This window comes from Streptomyces corynorhini, assembly GCF_003346515.1.
Classification (GTDB): Bacteria; Actinomycetota; Actinomycetes; order Streptomycetales; family Streptomycetaceae; genus Streptomyces; species Streptomyces corynorhini.
Map to the genome: position 1 here is coordinate 58,302 of NZ_QQNA01000011.1, position 22,834 is coordinate 81,135.

A 22,834-nucleotide genomic window follows, 5' to 3' on the forward strand; every position below is an offset into this window, starting at 1 on the left:
GGGCAAGCGACAGCCCGAAGGCCCGCCGCCCGCACCGGCGGTGCAGCGCATCCGACTGCGCTACACCAAGCGTGGCCGCCTCCGGTTCACCAGTCACCGTGACTTCCAGCGCGCTTTCGAGCGGGCGCTGCGCCGTGCCGAGGTGCCCATGGCCTACTCGGCCGGATTCACCCCGCACCCCAAGGTGTCGTACGCCAATGCCGCACCCACCGGCACGGGCAGCGAGGCCGAGTTCCTGGAGATCGCCCTCGTGGAGGCGCGCGACCCGGACAAGCTGCGCGAGCTGCTCGACGAGTCGCTGCCCGCGGGCCTCGACATCATCGACGCCGTCGAGGCCCGTACGTCGGGACTCGCCGACCGGCTGACCGCTTCCGTATGGGAGCTGCGGCTGGAAGGCGTCAGCCAGGAGGAGGCGGCACACGCCGTGTCCGCGTTCCTCGCCGCCGAGACGGTGGAGGTGCAGCGCCGGGGCAAGAACGGTCTGCGCACCTTCGACGCGCGCGGCGCCGTGGCCGGCCTGGAGGTCGACCCGCAGCCGACCCGTCCACAGCCTGATAGGCCGGGGGTCGGGCCCTGTGCGATACTGCGGCTGGTGGTTCGGCACGTAACACCTGCCGTCCGACCCGACGACGTCCTGTCCGGTCTCCGAGCTGTGGCCGACCTGGCGCCGCCGGTCCCCGCAGCGGTGACCAGGCTGGCGCAGGGGCTCTTCGACGAGGAGAGCGGCACGGTGACCGACCCGCTCGCGCCCGACCGCGAGGCAGACCGGCCCGCCCCAACCGAGGCCGCCGGATCCGCCGCCGCGAAGGCGCCTGAAGGTGCAGGTTCCGCGTAGGAGCGGTCGTTGTAGCGCAGCCCCAGGACTCGGGAGCCACCTGGGTCGGGCGGCGCACTGACCAGAAGACTTTCGCCAGGCCGTGCGTACATCGCGTAGGGAACCGGCGACCACAGACATACAGCTCCCGTGCGGCGCCCGCGCCCCGGACGGCGGCAACCGCGCACCGCGCGGGCCGCGGCCGGACCGGAACAAGGCGCGGCGCCCGGGAGCGTGACGGGAGAAACCCCCGCATGCTCGAGTCCACCGAACCCGGTACCCCCGGGGACACCAGCGCCAACGAAGAGAACAACTCACCCAGCGACACGCTGCCGCCGCGCCGCAGGCGCCGCGCCGCGTCCCGCCCGGCAGGCCCGCCGGTCGCCGCCGAGGTCAAGGACCCCGGAAGCGTGACGGAGACGATCACACCGGCCGCCGCTTCGGGCTCCGCGGAGCCCGCCGCCCCGGAGGAGCCGGTGGCGGCGCCGCGTGCGCGTCGCCGTGCGGTCCGTAAGACGGCGGCGCCGGAGCCGGTCGCGGCCGAGGCCGCCGCTCCTGAGGCCGCCCCCGAGGCCGCCCCTGAGGCCGTCGCTCCCGAGGCGCCCGCCTCGCAGGAGCCGGTGGCGGCGCCGCGTGCGCGTCGCCGTGCGGTCCGTAAGACGGCAGCGCCCGAGCCGGTCGCCGCCGAGACACCCGCTGCCGAGGCCGTCGCTCCCGATGCGCCCGCTCCTGAGGCCGTCGCTCCCGAGGCGCCCGCCGCCGCTCCGGAGACGCCCGTCGCCGAGGAGCCCGCCGCCGCGCCGCGTGCGCGGCGCCGCGCCACCCGTAAGGTCACCGCGCCCGCCACCACCGCCTCCGAGGCCGCGGCCGAGATCGTCGCCGAGCCGGTGCAGGCCGCCGAGGCGCCCGCCGTGGCGGCGCCCGCCGCCGAGGAGACCCCGGCCGAGGAGCCGGCCGCCGCGCCGCGCGCCCGCCGCCGTGCCACCCGCAGGGCCACCGCGCCCGCGGGCGCGCCGGAGCCCGTGGAGTCCGCGGAGGCCGCGGAGAACGACACGACGGCCCGGGGCGAGAGCCTGCCGGACGACACCGTCACCCGGATCGCCGCCGACGAGGAGCACGTCCAGGCCGCCGAGAAGGCCGCCACCCGGGGCCGTACGCGCCGCAGGGCCACCGCCCCCGCGACCGCGCCCGCCGCCGCTGCCGCCGAGCAGCCCCCCGCCGCCGCGCCCGAGCCCGTCAGGGAGAAGCGCGCCAAGGAGAGCGGCCGGGCCAAGGAGGAGCGGGCCGAGGCCCCCGAGCGCTCCTCCCGCCGCCGTACGGCCCGCCCCGCCGTCGCCGTCTTCCAGGCCCCCGTCTTCACCGAGCCGATGTTCCAGACCCCGGAGACGGCCGCCGCCATGGCCGCCGCCGGTTACGGACAGCCCGACGAGGCGGACGAGGAAGAGGACGCCACCGATGCCGTGACGGCCGCCGAGGCCGCGCCCGAGCCGACCGCGGCGCCCGAGCCCTCGGGCCGCCGCAGGCGCCGCCGTCGCGGCGAGGCCCCGGCGGAGCCCGCCGAGACCGAGCGCACCGCCACCACCCGTCCGGAGCGCGAGAGCGCCGAGGAGCACGAGGACGCCGAAGCCGCCGCCGAGACGGAGCCGGTCGCGGAGGGCGACGACTCGGACGAGTACGAGGACCGTCCCTCGCGCCGCCGTCGCCGGGGCGGTCGCCGCCGTCGCCGGGGCGAGTCGGCCGAGGACTCCGAGCGCGACGAGCGACGCGACGACTCGGACGACCGGCACGAGGACGCCGCCGAGCACTCCGACGGCGGCGCCGCCGAGCGGGACGACCACCACGACGACCAGCGCGACAGCGCCCCGGCCGACGAGGACGAGCACGAGGACAACGAGGCGGCCTCCGGTGGCGGCTCCTCCAGCAGCCGCCGCCGTCGGCGCAGGCGCCGCCGCAGCGGCGACAGCGGCGCCGAGGCCGAGTCGGGCTCGGGCTCCGGCACCGGCTCGAACGGGGACGACCCGGAACGTACCGTCGTCAAGGTCCGCGAGCCGCGTGAGCGGCGCGCCAAGGAGACCACCGAGCGCGAGCCGGGCACCGGCGCCGACGAGGTGCAGTCCATCAAGGGCTCGACCCGCCTCGAAGCCAAGAAGCAGCGCCGCCGCGAAGGCCGCGAGCAGGGCCGCCGCCGGGTGCCGATCATCACCGAGGCCGAGTTCCTGGCCCGCCGCGAGGCCGTCGAGCGGGTGATGGTCGTCCGCCAGAGCGGCGAGCGCACCCAGATCGGCGTCCTGGAGGACAACGTGCTCGTCGAGCACTACGTCAACAAGGAGCAGGCCACCAGCTACGTCGGCAACGTCTACCTGGGCAAGGTGCAGAACGTACTGCCGTCCATGGAGGCCGCCTTCGTCGACATCGGCAAGGGGCGCAACGCCGTCCTGTACGCCGGTGAGGTCAACTTCGAGGCGCTCGGCATGGCCAACGGCCCGCGCCGTATCGAGACCGCGCTCAAGTCCGGCCAGTCGGTGCTCGTCCAGGTGACGAAGGACCCGATCGGCCACAAGGGAGCCCGGCTGACCAGCCAGGTCTCCTTGCCCGGCCGCTACCTCGTGTACGTGCCCGAGGGCTCGATGACCGGCATCAGCCGCAAGCTGCCCGACACCGAGCGGGCCCGGCTGAAGACCATCCTCAAGAAGATCGTCCCCGAGGACGCGGGCGTCATCGTCCGTACGGCCGCCGAGGGCGCCAGCGAGGACGAGCTGCGCCGGGACGTCGAGCGGCTCCAGGCGCAGTGGGAGGACATCAAGAAGAAGGCGAAGAGCGGCAACGCGCCGACCCTTCTCTACGGTGAGCCCGACATGACCGTCCGGGTCGTCCGCGACATCTTCAACGAGGACTTCTCGAAGGTCATCGTCAGCGGCGACGACGCGTGGCAGACCATCAGCGGCTACGTCGCGCACGTCGCGCCGGACCTCTCCGACCGGCTCTCGCGCTGGACCAGCGAGGTCGACGTCTTCGCGACGTACCGCATCGACGAGCAGCTGATGAAGGCGCTGGACCGCAAGGTCTGGCTGCCGAGCGGCGGCTCGCTGGTCATCGACAAGACCGAGGCCATGATCGTGGTCGACGTCAACACCGGGAAGTTCACCGGCCAGGGCGGCAACCTGGAGGAGACCGTCACCAGGAACAACCTGGAGGCGGCCGAGGAGATCGTCCGCCAGCTGCGGCTGCGGGACCTCGGCGGCATCGTCGTGATCGACTTCATCGACATGGTGCTGGAGTCCAACCGGGATCTGGTGCTGCGCCGACTGCTGGAGTGCCTGGGCCGCGACCGTACGAAGCACCAGGTCGCCGAGGTCACCTCGCTCGGTCTGGTCCAGATGACCCGTAAGCGGGTGGGCCAGGGCCTGCTGGAGTCGTTCTCCGAGACCTGCGTCCACTGCAACGGCCGCGGTGTGATCGTCCACATGGAGCAGCCCACGACCGCCGGTGGCAACGGCAAGCGCGCCAAGAAGCGCGGTCGCGGCGGTGCCTCGGGTACGGAGCACGAGCACGAGCACGAGACGGCGGCCACGGAGAGCGAGTCCGAGGCCGAGGTCGCGGCGGAGGTGGCCGCCCCGGTCGCGCTCGCCGAGCCGGAGTTCGTCCCGGACGAGGAGCTGTACAGCAGCGTCGCGGAGGCGGAGGCCGCCGTACGCGGACGCTCGCGCCGCCGGGCGTCGCGCAAGGCGTCGGCCCCGGCCGGGTCGCCGCGCGGTACGGAGCCGAAGGCGGAGGCCGCGGAGGTGGCGGAGGCCGTCGAGGCCCCCGTCGCGACCCCGGAGCCCGCGCCCGCCCCGGCCGCCGAGCCGGAGGCGCCCGCCGAGGAGGCGGCCCCCGTGGGCCGTACCCGCCGCCGGGCCACCCGTAAGGCGTCGGCCCCGGCCGGTTCGCCGAAGGCGGCCGACGCGGAGACGGCGGCGGCCGAGGTGGTCCTGCCGGTCCGTACCGAGCCCGCGCCGGAGCCCGTCGCGGCCGAGCCGGTCGCGCAGGAGGCGCCCGCCGCCGAGGAGGCCCCCGTGGCCGCCCCGCCGCGTGCGCGCCGCCGGGCGACCCGTAAGGCGACCGCGCCCGCCGGTTCGCCCTCGGGCGCCGAGGACGCGGGCGTCGTCGTGGTCGAGCCGGCCGCCGAGCCGGTGGAGCCCGTACCGGCCGCCGAGCCCGCGGCGGACACCTCGGCCACCGAGGAGGAGTCCGCTCCGGCCAAGAAGGCGGTCCGCAAGACGGCCAAGAAGGCGCCCGCCAAGAAGGCCCCCGCGAAGAAGGCGGCGGCCAAGAAGACGGTCGCCAAGAAGGCCACGGCGAAGAAGACGACGGCCAAGAAGACCACGGCCAAGTCGACGTCGAAGAAGACCGCCGCCGCCGAGCAGCAGTCGCCGCGCGGAGTGTCGGCGCCGACGGACAACTGACCGTCGGTGGTACGCCGTTGAGCAGACCGGTGCCCCGTCCTGTGGTTCCAGGGCGGGGCACCGGTCTGTCCGGCCCCGCGCGTCCGGGGTGCGCGTGGCCCGTGCGTTAACGTGTCGGCAATTTGATGAGAAACTCCTGATAATCTTACCGACGGTCGCCGATGTGTGCCTTCCCTGCCTGGAGACTGCGGCGATTGTCCGCCCTGGCCCGCCGTCTCTCCCTCCTCAGGCAGAGCGTGGGTGTCGCGCCGGGGGGTGACGCGGCCTCGTCCGATGTCCGCCGCGCTCCAGACCTCAGTCCCGAGATCTCTCGCGGTGTTCAAGGAGGACGTCCATGCCGAGCAGTGACGCGCGGCCCATCCCGGCTGCCAGCCCGGTCATCGGTGAAGAGGAGATCGATGCCGCCGTACGTGTCATGCGTACCGGCCGTGTCGTGCAGGGCCCCGAAGTGGCCGCTTTCGAGGCGGGCTTCGCGGAGCTGGTGGGAGGCGCCCACTGCGTGGCCGTCAACTCCGGCACCTCGGCCCTCCACCTGCTCCTCCTCGCCCTGGGCATCGGCCCGGGTGACGAGGTGATCGTGCCGTCGTTCTCGTTCGCCGCGTCGGCGAACGCGGTCCGGCTGGTCGGCGCCGACGTCGTCTTCGCCGACATCGAGCCGGACAGCTTCTGCCTGGACCCGGCCGCGGTCGAGGCCGCGATCACCCCGCGCACCGCCGCGATCATGCCGGTGCACCTGTACGGTCACCCGGCCGCGATGGACCGGCTGATGCCGCTCGCCGAGAAGCACGGCCTCGCCGTGGTCGAGGACGCCTGCCAGGCACACGCCGCGGCGCTCGACGGCACGCCCGTCGGCGCCTTCGGCTCCGGCGGGACGTTCAGCTTCTACCCGACCAAGAACATGCACGCCCTGGAGGGCGGCATGGTGACCACCGGTGACGCCGAAGTCGCCCGTACCCTGCGGCTGCTGCGCAACCAGGGCATGGAGCAGCGGTACGCCAACGAGATCGTCGGCGCCAACATGCGCATGACCGACGTGTCCGCCGCCGTGGGCCGCGTCCAGCTGACGAAGCTCGACGGATGGACCGAGCGGCGCCGGGCCAACGCCGCGTACCTCGACGGGCACATCACCGCGCCGAACGTGGTCACGCCCACGGTCGCCGAGGGCGCCCGGCACGTCTACCACCAGTACACCGTCCGGATCCGGGGGGACCGCGACGCGGCGATGGCACGGCTCTCGGAGGCGGGGATCGGCAACGCCGTCTACTACCCCACCCCGATCCACCGGCTGAAGCCGTACTGGGAGCCGGACCAGAAGGCCGGTCGCGGCTGGGAGCTGCCGGAGACGGAGCGCGCCGCGGCCGAGGTCGTCTCGCTGCCCGTGCACCCCGCGCTCACGGCGGAGGACCTGGAGCGCATCGTCACCGTCGTCAACGGATTGGGAGAGAGTCTGTGAGTACTGGGGGGCTGAGAGCCGGGCTGATCGGGCTCGGTTCGATGGGACGTCATCACGCCCGGGTACTGGCCGGTCTTGAGGGCGTCCGGTTGGTCGGGGTCGTCGACCCGATGGGGGACAAATACGGAGCGGCGCAGGGAGTCCCTGTGCTGTCGACCGTCGACGAACTGCTGGAACTCGGCGTCGACTACGCGGTCGTCGCCTGCCCCACCGCGCTGCACGAGAAGGTCGGCCTCCAGCTGGCAGGGGCGGGCGTCGCCGCCCTTCTGGAGAAGCCCCTCGCCGACACGGTCGAGGGCGCGCGTCGGCTCGTGGAGGCTTTCGAGGCCCGCGCTCTGGTGGCCGGTGTCGGCCACATCGAACGCTGCAACCCGGCCCTGCTCAGCCTGCGCGCCCGGCTGGAGGCCGGTGAACTGGGCGACGTCTACCAGGTCGTCACCCGTCGCCAGGGCCCCTTCCCGCACCGCATCGCCGATGTCGGCGTGGTCAAGGACCTGGCCACCCACGACATCGACCTGACCGGCTGGGTGACGGGACAGGAGTACACCTCGATCTCCGCCCACACCGTGTCCAAGAGCGGCCGTCCGCACGAGGACATGGTCTCCGCCGTCGGCCGCCTGACCGACGGCACCATGGTCAACCACCTGGTCAACTGGCTGAGCCCGCTGAAGGAACGCTTCACCTCGGTCACCGGCGAGCGCGGCTGCTTCATCGCCGACACCCTCACCGCCGACCTCACGTTCCACTCGAACGCGGCCGTCACCACCGAGTGGGAGGCCCTGCGCGCCTTCCGCGGCGTATCCGAGGGCGACATGATCCGCTACGCGATCCCCAAGCGCGAGCCGCTGCTCGTCGAGCACGAACTCTTCCGGGACGCGGTCCTGGGCGAGCCGAGCGACATCTGCACCCTGCGGCAGGGGCTGCGCACGGTCGAGGTCGCGGCATCGGTACTGGAGTCGGCCGCCAGCGGCCGCACGGTGGTTCTTGAGACAGGAGAGCTTGCCAACCATGGGGGCTGACAAGGTGACGCCGGAGCGCCGCGAAGGCACCCGCGGCCGGATCGTGATGCTGGTCGACAACGGGGTCAACGGCGACTCCCGGGTCCAGAAGGAAGCGCGTTCCGCGGCCGAGGCGGGCTGGGACGTCGTCCTCCTGGGCAAGTCGCCCACCAAGAAGCAGCAGAGCTGGTACCTCGGTGACGCCGAGGTGCGGCTGCTGCACGTGCCCGCTCCGATGAACCGGCGGCGGCACGAGTACCGCCGCGCGATACTGCGCTCCCCGCTGGCCTACCCGGCCGGCCCGCTCGCCGCGTACCGCAAGCAGCGGGTGAAGGCGTGGCGCTCTGAGCTGAACATCCGGCTCATCGAGGCCAGGCTGAAGGGCTCGGCCCCGCGCAAGGCGGCTCTCGTACCCCAGCGGGTCGCGGCCAGGATCCTCAGCAAGTGGGTCGGCCTGCGCCTGGAGCGGACGTACGCGCTGGAGCGCCGCCGCAAGGAGATGACCTCCAAGCTGGACCGCTTCACCACCGCGTTCTGGAAGCGGAGCATGGGCGACCGCGCCTGGCGCCGGCTCGATCCGTTTCTGCTGGATCTGGAGCTGGCGTACGGGAAGGTCGTCGACGCGCTCGAACCCGATCTGATCCACGCCAACGACTTCCGGATGATCGGGGTCGGCGCCCGCGCGAAGCTGCGCGCGCAAGCCGAGGGCAGGGACGTCAAACTCGTCTGGGACGCCCACGAGTTCCTGCCGGGGATCAAGCCCTGGAACCCGCATCCGCGCTGGCACATCGCCCAGATCGCGCACGAGCGGGAGTTCTCCAGGTACGCCGACGCCGTCACCACGGTCTCCGCGACCCTCGCCGACATGCTCGCCGAGAGGCACGGGCTGACCGCGACGCCCGAGATCGTACTCAACGCGCCCGACGCCGAGGTCTCGCCGGAGCAGGCGGCGGAGCCGGTGCCCGATCTGCGGGAGCTGTGCGGGATCGGGCCGGAGGTGCCGCTGGCCGTATACAGTGGCGCCGCCGCTCCGCAGCGCGGGCTCGACGTCATGGTCGAGTCGCTGCCGCGGCTGCCCGGCACACACGTCGCGTTCATCGTCCTGCGGCCGGGCTCCGAGTACATGAACACGCTGCGGACGCGCGCCGAAGAGCTGGGCGTGTCGGACCGGGTCCACATCCTCCCGTACGTGCCGCACTACCAGGTCGTGCGGTTCCTGGCGACGGCGGACGTGGGGGTCATCCCGATCCACCACTGGCCGAACCACGAGATCGCCCTGATCACCAAGTTCTTCGAGTACTCGCACGCCCGGCTGCCCTTCGTGGTCAGCGATGTGAAGACCATGGGCGAGATGGTCGCCGAGACCGGCCAGGGCGAGGTCTTCAAGGCCGAGGACGTCGCTGACTACGTCCGCGCGGTCAAGGCCGTACTGGCGGATCCCAAGAAGTACCGCCAGGTGTACGACGGGAAGGGGCTGCTCGACACCTGGACCTGGGAGGCGCAGGCCGACGTGCTCGACGGGGTGTACTCGCGGCTGCTCGGGCAGACCCCGGCCGCCGCCCGTACCGACCGAGAGAGAGCCGTGGGAGCGACCGTATGAGTTCCGTACCCGACGTCAGCGTCGTCGTCGCCGTATACAACACCATGCCGTACCTCACCGATTGCCTGAACTCCCTCGTGGGGCAGACCATCGGGCTCGACCGCCTCGAAGTCGTCGCCGTCGACGACGGTTCGACGGACGACAGCGGCGCCGAACTCGACCGCTTCGCCGCCCGCTACCCCGGCACGGTGAAGGTCATCCATCAGGAGAACTCCGGTGGCCCCGCCGCGCCGAGCAACCGGGCGCTGGATGTCGCCACCGGCCGGTACGTCTACTTCATCGGGTCGGACGACCACCTCGGCGAGGAAGCCCTCGCCCGGATGGTCGGCTACGCGGACGAGCACGAGTCCGACGTGGTCATCGGCAAGATGGTCGGCACCAACGGCCGCTACGTCCGGCAGTCGCTCTACCTGAAGAACGACCCGGACGTCAGTCTGTACGGCAAGGAACTGCCGTTCGCCCTGGCCAACACCAAGCTCTTCCGCCGCGAACTCGTCGAGAAGCACGGGCTCCGCTTCCCGGAGGACATGCCGGTCGGCAGCGACCAGCCCTTCACCATCGAGGCGTGCGTACGGAGCCGGAGGATATCGGTCCTCGGTGACTACACGTGCTACTACGCGGTGAAGCGCGGCGACGCCAGTAACATCACGTACCGGGCCGATCATCTGGCGCGGCTCCGCTGCGTCGCGGCCGTCATGGAGCACACGGCCGCGCTGATCGAGCCGGGCCCCGACCGCGACGCCGTGTTCAAGCGCCACTTCACCTGGGAGATCTCCAAGCTCGTCCAGGACGACTTCACGCGCCTCGACCGTGTGACCCAGAGCGCGGTGTGCGAGGGAGTGGGACGGCTCGTCGACGCGTACCTGTCCGACGCCCTGCGCGACTCGCTCGGCGTCAAGCGCCGGGTCCGGCTCCTGCTGGCCCAGCGGGGCGCCGTGACCGAGCTGGAGCGGGCGATCCGCGAGGAGGGGGCGCGCGGAGCGCCGCCCTTCCTGCTGGACAAGGGGCGGGCCTTCGCCCGTTACCCGGGTCTGCGGGACCTGGGTGTCGCCCTGCCCGACCGCGCCTTCGAGGTGCTCGGGGAGGCGGTGACGGGCCGGATGTCCGCCGGTACGCGGCTGGTCTCCGCGCACTGGGAGCAGAACTCCGACGCGATGACGTTCGTCCTGGTGGCGCGGGTCCCGGTGGTGGGGGAGCGCTCCGGCGTGGTGGCGCGGCTGGCCCGGGGAGCCATGCCCGACACCGCCGACAAGCCGGGTGCGCGCCGTCTGCCGGCCGGCCATGAACTTCCCGCGCCGGTGGGGGAGTTCGCGTACGAGGAAGCGCCCGACGGATCCAGCACGATCCTGACGGCCCGCATACCCGTCGACCGGGCCAGGTCCAAGCGCGGCGTGCGGGTCTACGCCGACGTCGCGGGCAGCACGTACGAGATACCGATCCGCAGCAAGGGAGTGCCACTGCCGCTGGCACGGCGCTGGGGGCAGGACGACCCGTACCGTGCCTCGGCGCGTACGAATCCGAAGGGGCGGCTGGTGGTCGCCACCGCGCCGCTGTGGGAAGCCCCGTCCGGCCCCGGCGCGCGCCTGCGCAGGCTGCTGTCCCGGCTGAAGAGGAAGTGAATCCGATGAATATCTGTGTAGTCGCGCTCGGCAAGATCGGTCTGCCGCTCGCGGTGCAGTTCGCGGCCAAGGGCCACCGGGTGATCGGCGCCGACGTCAACGAGAAGGTCGTCGAGCTGGTCAACGCGGGCACCGAGCCCTTCCCCGGCGAGCACGATCTCGACGTCAAGCTGAAGCGGGCCGTCGGCGAGGGCCTGCTCTCCGCGACGACGGACACCACGGCGGCGGTCGCGCAGTCCGACGCGGTCGTGGTCGTCGTCCCGCTCTTCGTGGACGCCGAGGGCGTACCGGACTTCGGGTGGATGGACTCGGCCACCGAGGCGATCGCCAAGGGCCTGCGGCCGGGCACGCTCGTCTCGTACGAGACCACCCTGCCGGTGGGCACCACCCGTACGCGCTGGGCACCGATGCTGGAAGCGGGCTCGGGACTCACCGCCGGTGCGGACTTCCCTCTGGTCTTCTCCCCGGAACGGGTGCTGACCGGCCGGGTCTTCGCGGACCTGCGCCGGTATCCGAAGCTGGTCGGCGGCATCGACGAGGCGTCGGCGCTCCACGGTGTCGAGTTCTACGAGTCGGTGCTCGACTTCGACGCCCGCGAGGACCTGCCGCGGCCGAACGGTGTCTGGGACCTGGGTACGGCGGAGGCGTCCGAGCTGGCCAAGCTCGCCGAGACCACGTACCGGGACGTCAACATCGGGCTGGCGAACCAGTTCGCGCGCTTCGCCGATCAGAGCGGCATCGACGTCAAGAAGGTCATCGAAGCCTGCAACAGCCAGCCGTACAGCCACATTCACCAGCCGGGTATCGCGGTCGGCGGCCACTGCATCCCGATCTATCCGCGGATGTATCTGTGGAACGACCCGTCGGCCACGGTCGTACGGTCGGCGCGCGAGGCCAACGCGGCGATGCCGGAGTACGCCGTCGATCTGCTCGCCGCCGCCTACGGCGATCTGACCGGGGTGAACGTCCTGGTGCTGGGGGCCGCCTACCGCGGCGGCGTCAAGGAGACCGCCTTCTCCGGGGTCTTCCCGACGGTCGAGGCGCTGACGGCGCGCGGCGCGGTCGCGTATGTCTCCGACCCGATGTACACGGCGGCGGAACTGACCGCGCACGGCCTCACGCCGCACGACGGCGAGAAGGTCACCGCGGCGATCCTCCAGGCCGACCACGCCGAGTACCGCGAGCTGACCCCCGCCGACCTGCCGGATGTCACGGTGCTGGTCGACGGGCGCCGCACCACGGACCCGGAGGCGTGGCAGGGCGTACGGCGCGTGGTGATAGGCGGCTGACGTCCGCTGACGCCGTGAGGGGTCCGACAGGGCGGCCGGAAGGCGCTGTCGGGCCCCTCGCCGCGGGCCTCTCGCCGCGGGCGCGCGCCGGGGCGCGGCTACGGCAGGCGCGCGTCCGGCTCGGCCGTGACCTCGGCCAACGCACCCTCCGGGCTCTCCCGGTAGAGCGCGCCCGTCTGCGGGCACTCCCACACCCCCGGCTCCTCCTCGCGGGCCACGAGCCGTACCCCGGCCCTGCCGACCCAGCCGACAGCGCGGGCGGGCACCCCGACGACCAGAGCGAAGTCCGGCACGTCCTTCGTCACCACGGCACCGGCGGCGACCATGGACCAGCGGCCGATGCGCACCGGGGCGACACAGACGGAGCGGGCGCCGAGGGAGGCTCCCTCGGCGATCTGCACGCCGACCGCCTCCCAGTCGTCGCCGCGCTTCTGCTTGCCCTCCGGGTCGACGGAGCGGGGGTTGTGGTCGTTGGTGAGCACCACGGAGGGGCCGATGAAGACGCCGTCGGCCAACTCGGCCGGTTCGTACACCAGGGCGTAGTTCTGGATCTTGACGTTGTCGCCGATCAGGACGCCGGTGCCGACGTACGCGCCCCGTCCCACCACACAGCCTTCGCCCAGTCGTGCCCGCTCACGGATCTGGGCGAGATCCCAGACGCTGCTGCCGTCGCCGATCACGGCGGTCGCGTCGACCTGGGCGGAGGGCTGGACCCTGTAGTTCACTCTGCTGCCTTTCCGATGGTGATATGGCCCGGCGAGCATATGTCCGGGGCCCGGTCCAGCAGCAGCCGGTCGAAGTGGGCGCCGGTCCTCTCCCAGTCCCAGGTGGCCAGGGCGTGTGCGGACGCCGCGCGGCCCGCCGCCAGCCAGCTCTCCTCGGTGGCGGTGACTTCCCTCACCCGGGCCGCGGCTTCCGCGGGGGTGGTGACCACCCAGGACTCCGGGAAGAGCGTGCGGGCACCATGGGGCGTCCCGGCGAAGAAGGGCCAGTCGCGTACCACCGGAACGGCCGCGCTGGCCGCGCCCTCGACGGTGCTGAGCGACCAGCTCTCGCGGACGGAGGAGCTGAGGACGACCCCGATCTCGGTGAAGGCCGCCGGAACGTCCTCGCTCCGGCCCAACTGCCGGGCGGCGCCGGACTCCCGCAGCGGCGCCAGCTCCGCTTCGTACGCTCGCCGGTAGCGCTCCACGCCGGGTGCGGCGGAGTTGAAGGGACCGCCGACGAGCTGGAGCCGGTACCGGGCGTCCTCGCGCCGTACGAGCCGCAGGACCTCCAGCGCCCAGCGCGGGTCCTTGGCGATCTGGCTGGTGCCCATGAGCCCCAGGGTGAACCGCGCGTCCGGGGTCTTGGGCCGGACGAAACGACGGGTCAGGACGGCGTTGTCGATCACATGGAGCCGCGGCGCGCTCTTCTCCCCGAGCCCCGGCACGGCCGACACGGACAGATCGCGCAGATGCTCACTGACGAAGACGAGGTCGTCCACGCGCGAGAAGTCGACGAGATGGGGCCAGTGGGTGAGCGCCTCGTAGCTGTGCAGCCGCACGACGATCCTGGTCGTCCCGGGGTCGACCAGCGTGAAGAAGGCGGCAGCCGCGGCGCACCAGTCGATGAAGACGACATCGGCCCAGTCCAGATGGGGCCGCAGCGCCGCCTCCGCCTGACGTCCGTACGCCTGCTGACCGCCGAGCCTGCGCCCGGTCATGCGGCCCATTCCCTTGGCGAGGGGCGCGAGTCCGGGGTCGGCGGCGGTGTCGAGGACCCGTAGCTCCACCCCGGGGTGGTGCTCGTACCGCGCGATCACCTCGGCCAGGAAATTCTTGTTGGCGCTGTACGCGACGAGCAGCCGCAGGGGCCGGTCGGCGGGCGGCGCGGCCACGGCCTCCTCGCGGCCGGGGCCCGCCCGCAGGACGCGCATGGCCGCGCTGCCGCGCAGGGGGGCGGTGAACGCCCGCGGGTCCGTGGCGAGCGGTGAGGAGAGACTGTCCAGGTGCGGGCCCCGGTGGAAGGCGAGCAGGAGGGCCTTGGCCACGGACGCGGCGGCCTCGTTCTGCCGGCCCGCCTTCAGATGTCCGTCCGCGCAGGCCAGCTCCGCGGCGTACGCCTGGCGCAGATGGCGCGGGGTGTACCCGAGGGCGAACCGGCTCTCGGCGGCCTCGGCGAGGACATCCGCCTTGAGGCGGGAGTCCCGGACACGGTGCGCGGCGATACCCAGCACGCGCTCGGCGAGACCGGGAGAGTCGGTCTTGGCCATGCGCGCGACGCCCCATCGCGCGATGCGTGCCAATGATGCGTCGGAGATACGGGAGGAGAGCACGGTATGACTCCACGGTCCGGGTCAGGAATGGACCGTACGGAGTATCGCAGCACGGGTAAGTCCCGGTGACCACAGGATGAACACCGGGAGCGCCCGGGAATCGCCCGCTGCCGCGGGGCGCCGTCGGCTTCTGCTCGCTTCCGTCCGCTTCCGTACCCGGCGCCGGGAGTTGTCGCCACGCAGGGTGACGCGATCCGAACAGGGTGTCGCGGAACGGGTGTCGCCGTCGCGGGTCGAAGAATGGGTATTTCTTTGGGGAGTCGGCTCTTCCCGGGCCAGGACCCGGTTTGATTCTGTGCGGGGCGGCCCGTACTGTTGACCGTCGGCGTGTTTGTATGCGCGCCTACCCCTGAGCACCTACCTTCCCAGCGCTTTCGGGCGCGGTCGGAAGAGGCCGCTCGTCCTTTCCGGATCGTCACGGCCCCCGGGCCGTGTGAGCGGCTGGCATCAGGGGTTTCCGTTCCGAGCGAGAGTGAGATCCGCGTGTACGCCATCGTGCGCAGCGGTGGTCGCCAGCACAAGGTTGCTGTCGGCGACATCGTTGAGGTTGACAAGATTCCCACCGCCAAGGTTGGCGACACGGTCGAACTCTCGACCCTGCTCGTGGTCGACGGCGACGCCGTCACCAGCGACCCGTGGGTGCTGGACGGCATCAAGGTCACGGCGGAGATCGTGGACCACCACAAGGGCGCGAAGATCGACATCCTTCGCTACAAGAACAAGACGGGCTACCGCCGTCGCCAGGGCCACCGCCAGCAGTACACGGCGATCAAGGTCACCGGCATCCCCGCGGCTGCGAAGTAAGGGACTGAGGAGACATGGCACATAAGAAGGGCGCATCGTCCACTCGGAACGGGCGCGATTCCAATGCTCAGCGGCTCGGCGTGAAGCGCTTCGGCGGTCAGGTCGTCAACGCCGGTGAGATCCTGGTCCGCCAGCGCGGCACGCACTTCCACCCGGGTTCCGGCGTCGGCCGTGGCGGCGACGACACGCTGTTCGCGCTGAACCCCGGCGCGGTGGAGTTCGGCACCAGCCGTGGCCGCAAGGTCGTGAACATCGTTCCGGTCGCCTGAGCCGTTCCGGCACAGGCACGCTGTAGAACGGTTTTCTTCGCGAGGGCGGACCTCACTTCCCGGAGACGGGAAGCGGGTCCGCCCTTCGTGTGTTCTCACGTAAGACATTTCCGTATGTACTGGAGGCAATCCCCATGACCACCTTCGTGGACCGCGTCGAGCTGCATGTCGCCGCGGGTAACGGAGGCCACGGCTGCGCCTCCGTACACCGTGAGAAGTTCAAGCCGCTCGGTGGGCCCGACGGCGGCAACGGTGGCCGGGGCGGGGATGTCATCCTGGTCGTCGACCAGTCCGTGACCACGCTGCTCGACTACCACCACTCGCCGCACCGCAAGGCCACCAACGGCAAGCCGGGCGAGGGCGGCAACCGCTCGGGCAAGGACGGCCACGACCTCGTCCTGCCCGTGCCCGACGGCACCGTCGTCCTCGACAAGCGCGGCAACGTGCTCGCCGACCTGGTCGGCGAGGGCACCACCTACGTCGCCGCCGACGGCGGCCGGGGCGGTCTCGGGAACGCCGCGCTGGCCTCGGCCCGCCGCAAGGCGCCCGGCTTCGCGCTGCTCGGCGAGCCCGGCCGGAGCGGGGACGTCGTCCTGGAGCTGAAGACGGTCGCCGACGTGGCGCTCGTCGGCTACCCGAGCGCCGGGAAGTCGTCGCTGATCTCCGTCCTCTCGGCGGCCAAGCCCAAGATCGCGGACTACCCGTTCACCACGCTCGTGCCCAACCTCGGTGTGGTCACCGCCGGTTCGACTGTCTACACCATCGCGGACGTCCCCGGCCTGATCCCGGGCGCCAGCCAGGGCCGCGGCCTCGGTCTGGAGTTCCTGCGCCACGTCGAGCGCTGCTCCGTCCTCGTGCACGTCCTGGACACGGCCACGCTGGAGTCCGACCGTGACCCGCTCACCGACCTCGATGTGATCGAGGAGGAGCTGACGCAGTACGGCGGGCTCGACAACCGGCCGCGCGTCGTCGTCCTCAACAAGATCGACATCCCGGACGGCAAGGATCTCGCCGAGATGATCCGGCCCGACCTGGAGCAGCGCGGCTACCGGGTCCTCGAAGTCTCCGCCGTGGCCCACATGGGCCTCAAGGAGCTGTCCTTCGCCCTCGCCGAGATCGTCGCCAAGTCCCGCGCCGACAAGCCGAAGGAGGAGGCGACCCGTATCGTCATCCGCCCGAAGGCCGTCGACGACGCGGGCTTCTCCGTCGCGCTGGAGGAGGACGGCATCTACCGCGTACGGGGCGAGAAGCCCGAACGCTGGGTGCGGCAGACCGACTTCAACAACGACGAGGCGGTCGGCTATCTCGCGGACCGGCTGAGCCGGCTCGGGGTCGAGGAGCGGCTGATGAAGGCCGGCGCGCGCGCGGGCGACGGCGTGGCCATCGGCCCCGAGGAGGACGCCGTCGTCTTCGACTGGGAGCCGACGATGATGGCGGGCGCCGAGATGCTCGGACGACGCGGTGAGGACCACCGGCTGGAGGAGCCCCGTCCGGCCGCGCAGCGCCGCCGCGATCGGGACGCCGAGCGGGACGAGTCGCAGAAGGAGTACGACACGTTCCGGCCCTTCTGAGCCGCGGATCCTCCGGCGCCGGGTCGCGCGGCGCCGTGCGCGGGCGGTCGGCGCGGCGCCGTGCGCGGGCGGTCACGGCAGCAGCCGCGACCGCCCGTTGTCGCACCGGGTGACCGTCCGAACGCAACTCGTCCTCTCTCATGTGCGACCCTTCGCGCTCGTACGTGAAACTTCTGTGGTGTCCTTCACGGGCGCCCCCGCTCCACGTCCCACGGGCGCACTCGTCGTCGCAGGTGAACCAGGGGTTGCGTGCCGGTGGCCCCCGGTCGTGGTCCGCCTTGCGGGAGGATTGCCGCGAGTGGGACCATCGCTACATCCTCTGAGCCCGCAAGGTAGGTCAGTCCTGTGTCTGCAACTTCCGCGTCGCCCGCGAAGCCCCGCACCACCGCCGTCGTCCTGGCGGGCGGTACAGGTCAGCGGGTGGGTCTGTCGATCCCGAAGCAGCTGTTGAAGATCGCGGGGAAGGCCGTCATCGAGCACACGCTGTGGATCTTCGAGCAGAGCGACTCGATCGACGACGTGATCGTGCTCATGGCGCCGGGCTATGTGCCGGACGTGGAGAAGATCGTCGCCAAGGCCGGTCTGACCAAGGTCACCCGGGTCATCGAGGGCGGCACGACGCGCAACGAGACCACCGAGCGTGCCATCGCCGCCCTCGGTGAGGGGCTGGCGGAGGGCGAGGACCGCAACGTCCTGTTCCACGACGCCGTACGCCCTCTGCTGTCCCAGCACGTGATCAAGGACTGCGTGGACGCGCTCGGCCGTTACGCGGCCGTGGACGTGGCGATCCCGTCCGCCGACACCATCATCGTGACCCGTACGCACGGCGGCGACGGCGAGTTCATCACCGACGTCCCCGACCGCTCCCGGCTGCGGCGCGGCCAGACCCCGCAGGCGTTCAAGCTCTCCACCATCCGCAGGGCGTACGAGGTGGCCGCGGGAGACCCCAACTTCCAGGCCACCGACGACTGCTCCGTCGTCCTCAAGTACCTGCCGGACGTGCCGATCTACGTCGTCGCGGGCGACGAGTACAACATGAAGGTGACCCAGCCGGTCGACGTCTTCATCGCCGACAAGCTCTTCCAGCTGGCCTCCACCGCCGCTCCGCAGCAGGTCTCCGAGGACGCCTACCGGGAACTGCTCGCCGACAAGACGCTGGTGGTCTTCGGCGGTTCGTACGGCATCGGCGCCGACATCGCGCGGCTCGCCGAGGGCTACGGCGCCAAGGTCTACGCACTGGGCCGCTCCACCACCGGTACGCACGTGGAGAACCCGGAGCACGTCGACGACGCGCTGTCCCGCGCCTACGGCGAGACCGGCCGCATCGACTACGTCATCAACACCGCGGGCGTGCTGCGCATCGGCAAGCTGGCCGAGACCGACAACACCACCATCCAGGAAGCCCTGAACGTCAACTACCTGGCCCCGGTGCAGATCGCGCGCGCCTCGTACAAGTACCTGGTGGAGACCAAGGGCCAGCTGCTGCTCTACACCTCCAGCAGCTACACCCGGGGCCGCGCCGAGTACAGCCTCTACTCGTCCACGAAGGCGGCCATGGTGAACCTCACCCAGGCGCTCTCGGACGAATGGGCAGGCGAGGCGATCCGCGTCAACTGCGTCAACCCCGAGCGCACCGCGACCCCCATGCGCACCAAGGCGTTCGGCCAGGAGCCCGAGGGATCGCTGCTCTCCTCCGAGGCGGTCGCCAGGACCTCCCTGGACGTGCTGCTCTCCGAGCTGACCGGCCACGTGATCGACGTACGGCAGCAGGACCCGACGCGCGGCGCCTCCGAGGCGTCGGATTTCGAGCAGGCGCTGGCCGCCGTGCTGGACCGTCAGGAAGATGTGTAATAATTCTCCACAACTTGCATGTTTCGGGCCTCTGCGATCGCCTTACGGCATATCGCGGAGGCCCGAATGCGTGAAGCCCCACCTTCACAATTTCCTTCAAATGTGAAATAACCGGCACCCCTCTGGAGCAGGTTCTTCGTGATTTCGACCGCCATTCGACTGGCCCGCGTGGGCAGCCGGTCCGAGCTGGCCGCGGCAGTCCTGCTGGGGCTCGGCTATCCGTGTGTGCTGCTCGCCGCGCTGATCCCGAATCTCGGCTTCTTCGCCGGGGCCGCGGCTGTGACCTACGCAGCCGACCGCTTTCTGCATATGCGTGGCAGTTACCTGGTCAACCGGCTCCAGAAAGTCCGAGCCGGTCTGTCGATCCGCTTCCTCGTGCGTCAGCTGCTGCTGATCCTGCTCGTGGCGCGGCTCGACCTCGCGGACCGGGTCATCTTCTACGTCATGCTCGGCGGCTTCCTGGTCTTCTACGCCCTCCAGGTCTGCCACGGCGCGCTCGCGACCCTGATCCGGCTGCGCCGCACCATGCCGGTCGTGACCCGCAACGTCGACCTGAGCGCCATCAGGATCCCCGACGCGCCGCCGGGCGGCCTGCTGCGCCGCTCCGGCGAGAAGATACTGCATCTGGATCTGCCCGCGGTGGCCGGTCTGATCGTCGCCGCGTGGACCAACGACTACGTCTACGGCTATGTGGGGGTGGGCCTCACCATCGGCCTCGGCGTCCTCTACGTCGGCGCTCTCACGTGGTACCTGCGCGGGCGCCGCCGGGTCCCGGCCGCCTCGACCGTACTGACCGCCGTCGACGGCTGGCTGCGCGAGTACCGGCCCACCGTGGTGCTCTACTTCTCCGGATCCAAGGAGTCGGCCTACCAGGTCAACATGTGGCTGGAGACCATGGAGCAGATCGAGGGCCGGCCGCTGATCCTCCTGCGTGAGCGCGGGATCGCCGCCCAGCTCGCGCCGACCGCGGTGCCGGTGATCTGCGTCCCCGGCGGGACGCACCTGATGAACCTGGACCTCTCCACGGTCCGGGTGGCCCTGTACGCGGCCAACGTCGGCAAGAACATCCACCTGCTGCGCGTGCCCACCATGAAGCACGTCTTCATCGGCCACGGCGACAGCGACAAGCTCGCCAGCGTCAACCCGTACAGCAAGGCGTACGACGAGGTGTGGACCGCGGGCCGGGCCGGCCGCGACCGCTACGCGCTGGCCGATGTCGGCGTGCGCGACGAGGACATCGTCGAGGTGGGGCGCCCGCAACTGGCGCCGATCCAGCTGTCGAGCGGCGCCCCGAAGAACCCGATCCCCACGGTTCTGTACGCGCCCACCTGGGAGGGCTGGGACGACAACCCCGGCAACACCTCGCTGCTGCTGGCCGGTGAGAACATCATCAAGCGGCTGCTCGCGGCGGAGCGCCCGGTCCGGGTGATCTACAAGCCGCACCCGTTCACGGGCATCCGTGACCCCAAGGCCAAGGCCGTCCACGGGCGGATCGCGAACCTGCTGAGCGCGGCCACGGCCGCCAGGCTCACCGAGCCCCGCTGGGCGGAGGCCGCCGCGGCGGCCGCCGCGGAGCAGAGCACCGCGCTGGCCGAGCTGGCCCGTACGGAGACGGCGCTGGCGGCGCTCGACGCCCCCGGCCGCGCGGGCGGCGACGAGGCGGAGCGCTCGCGGGTCTCGCTGGTCGACCAGGGGTGGCTCGACGAGGCCAAGCGGCTGCGCGACGAGTGGAACGACGCCTACTGGCGCTCCTTCGGCTACTGGGAACACCGGGTCGTCACCGGGCCGGAGCCGAAGCTGTACGACTGCTTCAACCAGTCGGACGCCATGGTCTCCGACATCTCCAGCGTGGTGTCGGACTTCATCGCGAGCGGCAAGCCGTACGCGGTCACCGACTCGGCCGAGCTGGGCGTCGAGGAGTTCAAGCGGCAGAACACCGCCGTACGGGCCGCCGTGGTCCTCTCCAACAGCGCGGTGGAGCTGGACGAGCTGCTCACCTCGGTGGCCGACCCGGCCGCCGACCCGCTGGCGCGCGCCCGTACCGAACTGAAGCGGTATCTGCTGGGGCCCGACGAGCCCACGTCGATGGAGCAGTTCAACGCGGCGACGCGGGAACTGGCCGAGAAGGCGCAGGCGCGCAACACCGGCGTCGAGCAGCGGCTCGCCGAGCCGGAGGGCGCGGCGCCGCCGGACGACTCCGCGCCGACGGCCGAGCCCGAGGTCAACGACCTGGACTCACCGGTAAGGGGATAGCGCGACCCCGGCGGTAAGCCGGTACGAGAGAAGCCCGGCGGGGCGCCCCAGCGGCGCCCCGCCGGGCTTTTCGCCGCTGTCCGCCGGTTCGTCCGCCGCCGCGCCCGGAGAGCCGCTCCGGGGCCCCTCCGGGGGCCGCTCGGGGGGCCGCTCGGGGGTCGACACTCCGTCAGAGTCATGTGATGGCAGTCACAAAGACTGTTGAAGGTGACGACGCAACCAACATTCTCCGGAATCTGTCTTCTTTTCCGATGAACGATAAGTCAGTTCCTGATGTGAGTGTGATCGTCGGGGCATATGAGGCGATGCCCTACTTGATCCGCTGTCTGGAATCGGTCGAAGCCCAGACTCTGGGCGCCGACCGCATCGAGATCGTCGCCATAGACGACGGCTCGACCGACGGCACGGGGGAATACCTGGAGGAATTCGCGGCGCGGACGGCCATCCCGACCAGGGTGGTACGCCAGGCCAATTCGGGCGGTCCCAGTGGGCCGCGCAATGTAGGGATCGGCATGGCCCGGGGGCGCTATGTCTTCTTTCTCGACGCGGACGACTACTTCGCCGAGGAATCCCTGGAACGCATGGTCGCCATGGCCGACCGCGCCGGTACGGACGTGGTGCTCGGCAAGGTGGAAGGGGTGAACCGGGGGGCGCCCAAGTCGATGTGGCGCCGCACCGCCGACCGCGTCGACATCTACGACTCCCAGGTCATCTACACGCTCAGCGCGCAGAAACTCTTCCGCCGCGCCCTCATCGAACGGCTGGACCTGCGCTTCGACGAGGGGCTGAAGACCGGCGAGGACGCGCTCTTCACCATGGAGGCGTACATCCGGGGCGCCGGAGTCTCGGTCATCGCCGACTACACCTGCTATTACCTGGTCGGCCGGGACGACGGCAAACACGTGACCAAGAGCGGCAGTTACACACTGCGCTTCGATTCGGCGAGCGCGCTGATGGCGCTCATCTCCGCACTCGTACCGGCAGGACCCAAGCGGGACCGGCTGATGGTCAGACCCTTCACGGTCGGCCTGATCCAGCAGTTCGGGCACGGAATCCTGAAGCAGCCGAAGAAGATACAGAAACACAAGCTGGAGCTGGCGGCGCCGCTCATGGAGCGCTACTGGACCCCCGGCGTCGCCCGGCGCATCAAGGTCGCCGAGCGGCTGCGCCTGGAGTGCGTGGCCCTGGGGCGGCTCGATCTGCTGGCGGACATGTTGGCCTTCGTCAAGGCGGAGACCGTGCCCGAGGTGGTCCACCGCGGCCGGGACCGCAGCCCCCACCTGGTCTTCCCGCACTTCGAGGACCGCTCCTCCGGCCTGAAGGCGACGGCGTTCGAGGTGACCGTGCCCGACTGGCTGGGCAAGCCGGGGCAGCGGCGCATCGAGCCGCCCGAGATCGTCCGCCGGCGCAACTCGCTGGCGCGCAGAGTGGCACGCCGGGTGCGCGCTCAGGCGCGGGCCATAGCGCTGCTGCGCAACCGCGTCGCGTGATCACATCCGTCCGGGCCGCATCATCGTGGTCCGGACGGGCATCCGATGGAGAGCGAGGGGC

The 22,834-nt window shown here is 71.3% G+C and carries 15 protein-coding genes; 13 read left to right on the forward strand and 2 right to left on the reverse strand.

Going from position 1 to position 22,834, the window contains the following annotated elements; genetic code table 11:
• Positions 1-40: 40 nt before the first annotated feature.
• From DVH02_RS02275 to DVH02_RS02305, 7 genes are all read left to right on the forward strand, one after another.
• Complete coding sequence (locus DVH02_RS02275) at positions 41-835, forward strand: TIGR03936 family radical SAM-associated protein (protein ID WP_114621959.1); 795 nt, start codon at positions 41-43, stop codon at positions 833-835.
• 233 nt (positions 836-1,068) lie between these two features.
• Positions 1,069-5,259, forward strand: a complete 4,191-nt coding sequence (locus tag DVH02_RS02280) for an Rne/Rng family ribonuclease (protein WP_114621960.1) — start codon at positions 1,069-1,071, stop codon at positions 5,257-5,259.
• Between the two features lie 334 nt (positions 5,260-5,593).
• On the forward strand, positions 5,594-6,712 hold the full coding sequence (locus DVH02_RS02285) for a DegT/DnrJ/EryC1/StrS family aminotransferase (protein ID WP_114621961.1): 1,119 nt from the start codon (positions 5,594-5,596) through the stop codon (positions 6,710-6,712).
• Positions 6,709-7,731 carry a Gfo/Idh/MocA family protein gene (locus DVH02_RS02290; RefSeq protein WP_114621962.1) on the forward strand — a complete coding sequence of 341 codons (1,023 nt, stop codon included), beginning with the start codon at positions 6,709-6,711 and terminating at the stop codon, positions 7,729-7,731. The genes DVH02_RS02285 and DVH02_RS02290 overlap by 4 nt, the downstream gene beginning before the upstream one ends.
• Positions 7,721-9,310 carry a glycosyltransferase family 4 protein gene (locus DVH02_RS02295; RefSeq protein ID WP_233517992.1) on the forward strand — a complete coding sequence of 530 codons (1,590 nt, stop codon included), beginning with the start codon at positions 7,721-7,723 and terminating at the stop codon, positions 9,308-9,310. The genes DVH02_RS02290 and DVH02_RS02295 overlap by 11 nt, the downstream gene beginning before the upstream one ends.
• Positions 9,307-10,929, forward strand: coding sequence for a glycosyltransferase family 2 protein (locus tag DVH02_RS02300; RefSeq protein WP_114621963.1), 1,623 nt, complete (start codon positions 9,307-9,309; stop codon positions 10,927-10,929). Before DVH02_RS02295 ends, DVH02_RS02300 begins: the two co-directional genes overlap by 4 nt.
• Positions 10,930-10,934: 5 nt before the next feature.
• Positions 10,935-12,218, forward strand: coding sequence for a nucleotide sugar dehydrogenase (locus tag DVH02_RS02305; protein ID WP_114621964.1), 1,284 nt, complete (start codon positions 10,935-10,937; stop codon positions 12,216-12,218).
• 98 nt (positions 12,219-12,316) lie between these two features.
• Here the strand turns inward: DVH02_RS02305 and DVH02_RS02310 are convergent, their stop codons facing one another.
• Both DVH02_RS02310 and DVH02_RS02315 read right to left on the reverse strand, forming a co-directional pair.
• On the reverse strand, positions 12,317-12,943 hold the full coding sequence (locus DVH02_RS02310; protein ID WP_114621965.1) for an acyltransferase: 627 nt from the start codon (positions 12,941-12,943) through the stop codon (positions 12,317-12,319).
• The gene (locus tag DVH02_RS02315; protein WP_114621966.1) at positions 12,940-14,472 is read right to left on the reverse strand and encodes a glycosyltransferase family protein; all 1,533 of its coding nucleotides are present in this window, start codon (positions 14,470-14,472) and stop codon (positions 12,940-12,942) included. The genes DVH02_RS02310 and DVH02_RS02315 overlap by 4 nt, the downstream gene beginning before the upstream one ends.
• Positions 14,473-15,018: 546 nt before the next feature.
• Here DVH02_RS02315 and rplU point away from each other — a divergent pair.
• The 6 genes from rplU to DVH02_RS02345 all read left to right on the forward strand — a co-directional run bounded on the left by rplU (position 15,019) and on the right by DVH02_RS02345 (position 22,773).
• Positions 15,019-15,339 (forward strand): 50S ribosomal protein L21, encoded by a 321-nt coding sequence (gene rplU / locus DVH02_RS02320; RefSeq protein ID WP_097869286.1) that lies wholly within the window; start codon positions 15,019-15,021, stop codon positions 15,337-15,339.
• 14 nt (positions 15,340-15,353) lie between these two features.
• A complete protein-coding gene (gene rpmA / locus DVH02_RS02325; RefSeq protein ID WP_114621967.1) occupies positions 15,354-15,608 on the forward strand; it encodes a 50S ribosomal protein L27 in 255 nt (84 codons plus the stop codon).
• A gap of 134 nt (positions 15,609-15,742) precedes the next feature.
• Positions 15,743-17,179 carry a GTPase ObgE gene (gene obgE / locus DVH02_RS02330; RefSeq protein WP_114621968.1) on the forward strand — a complete coding sequence of 479 codons (1,437 nt, stop codon included), beginning with the start codon at positions 15,743-15,745 and terminating at the stop codon, positions 17,177-17,179.
• Between the two features lie 345 nt (positions 17,180-17,524).
• Positions 17,525-19,030: a bifunctional cytidylyltransferase/SDR family oxidoreductase gene (locus DVH02_RS02335; RefSeq protein WP_114621969.1), complete on the forward strand. Its 1,506-nt coding sequence runs from the start codon at positions 17,525-17,527 to the stop codon at positions 19,028-19,030.
• Between the two features lie 138 nt (positions 19,031-19,168).
• Positions 19,169-21,283 (forward strand): hypothetical protein, encoded by a 2,115-nt coding sequence (locus DVH02_RS02340; RefSeq protein WP_114621970.1) that lies wholly within the window; start codon positions 19,169-19,171, stop codon positions 21,281-21,283.
• A 251-nt stretch (positions 21,284-21,534) separates the two neighbouring features.
• Positions 21,535-22,773 (forward strand): glycosyltransferase family 2 protein, encoded by a 1,239-nt coding sequence (locus DVH02_RS02345; protein WP_114621971.1) that lies wholly within the window; start codon positions 21,535-21,537, stop codon positions 22,771-22,773.
• Positions 22,774-22,834: the final 61 nt, after the last annotated feature.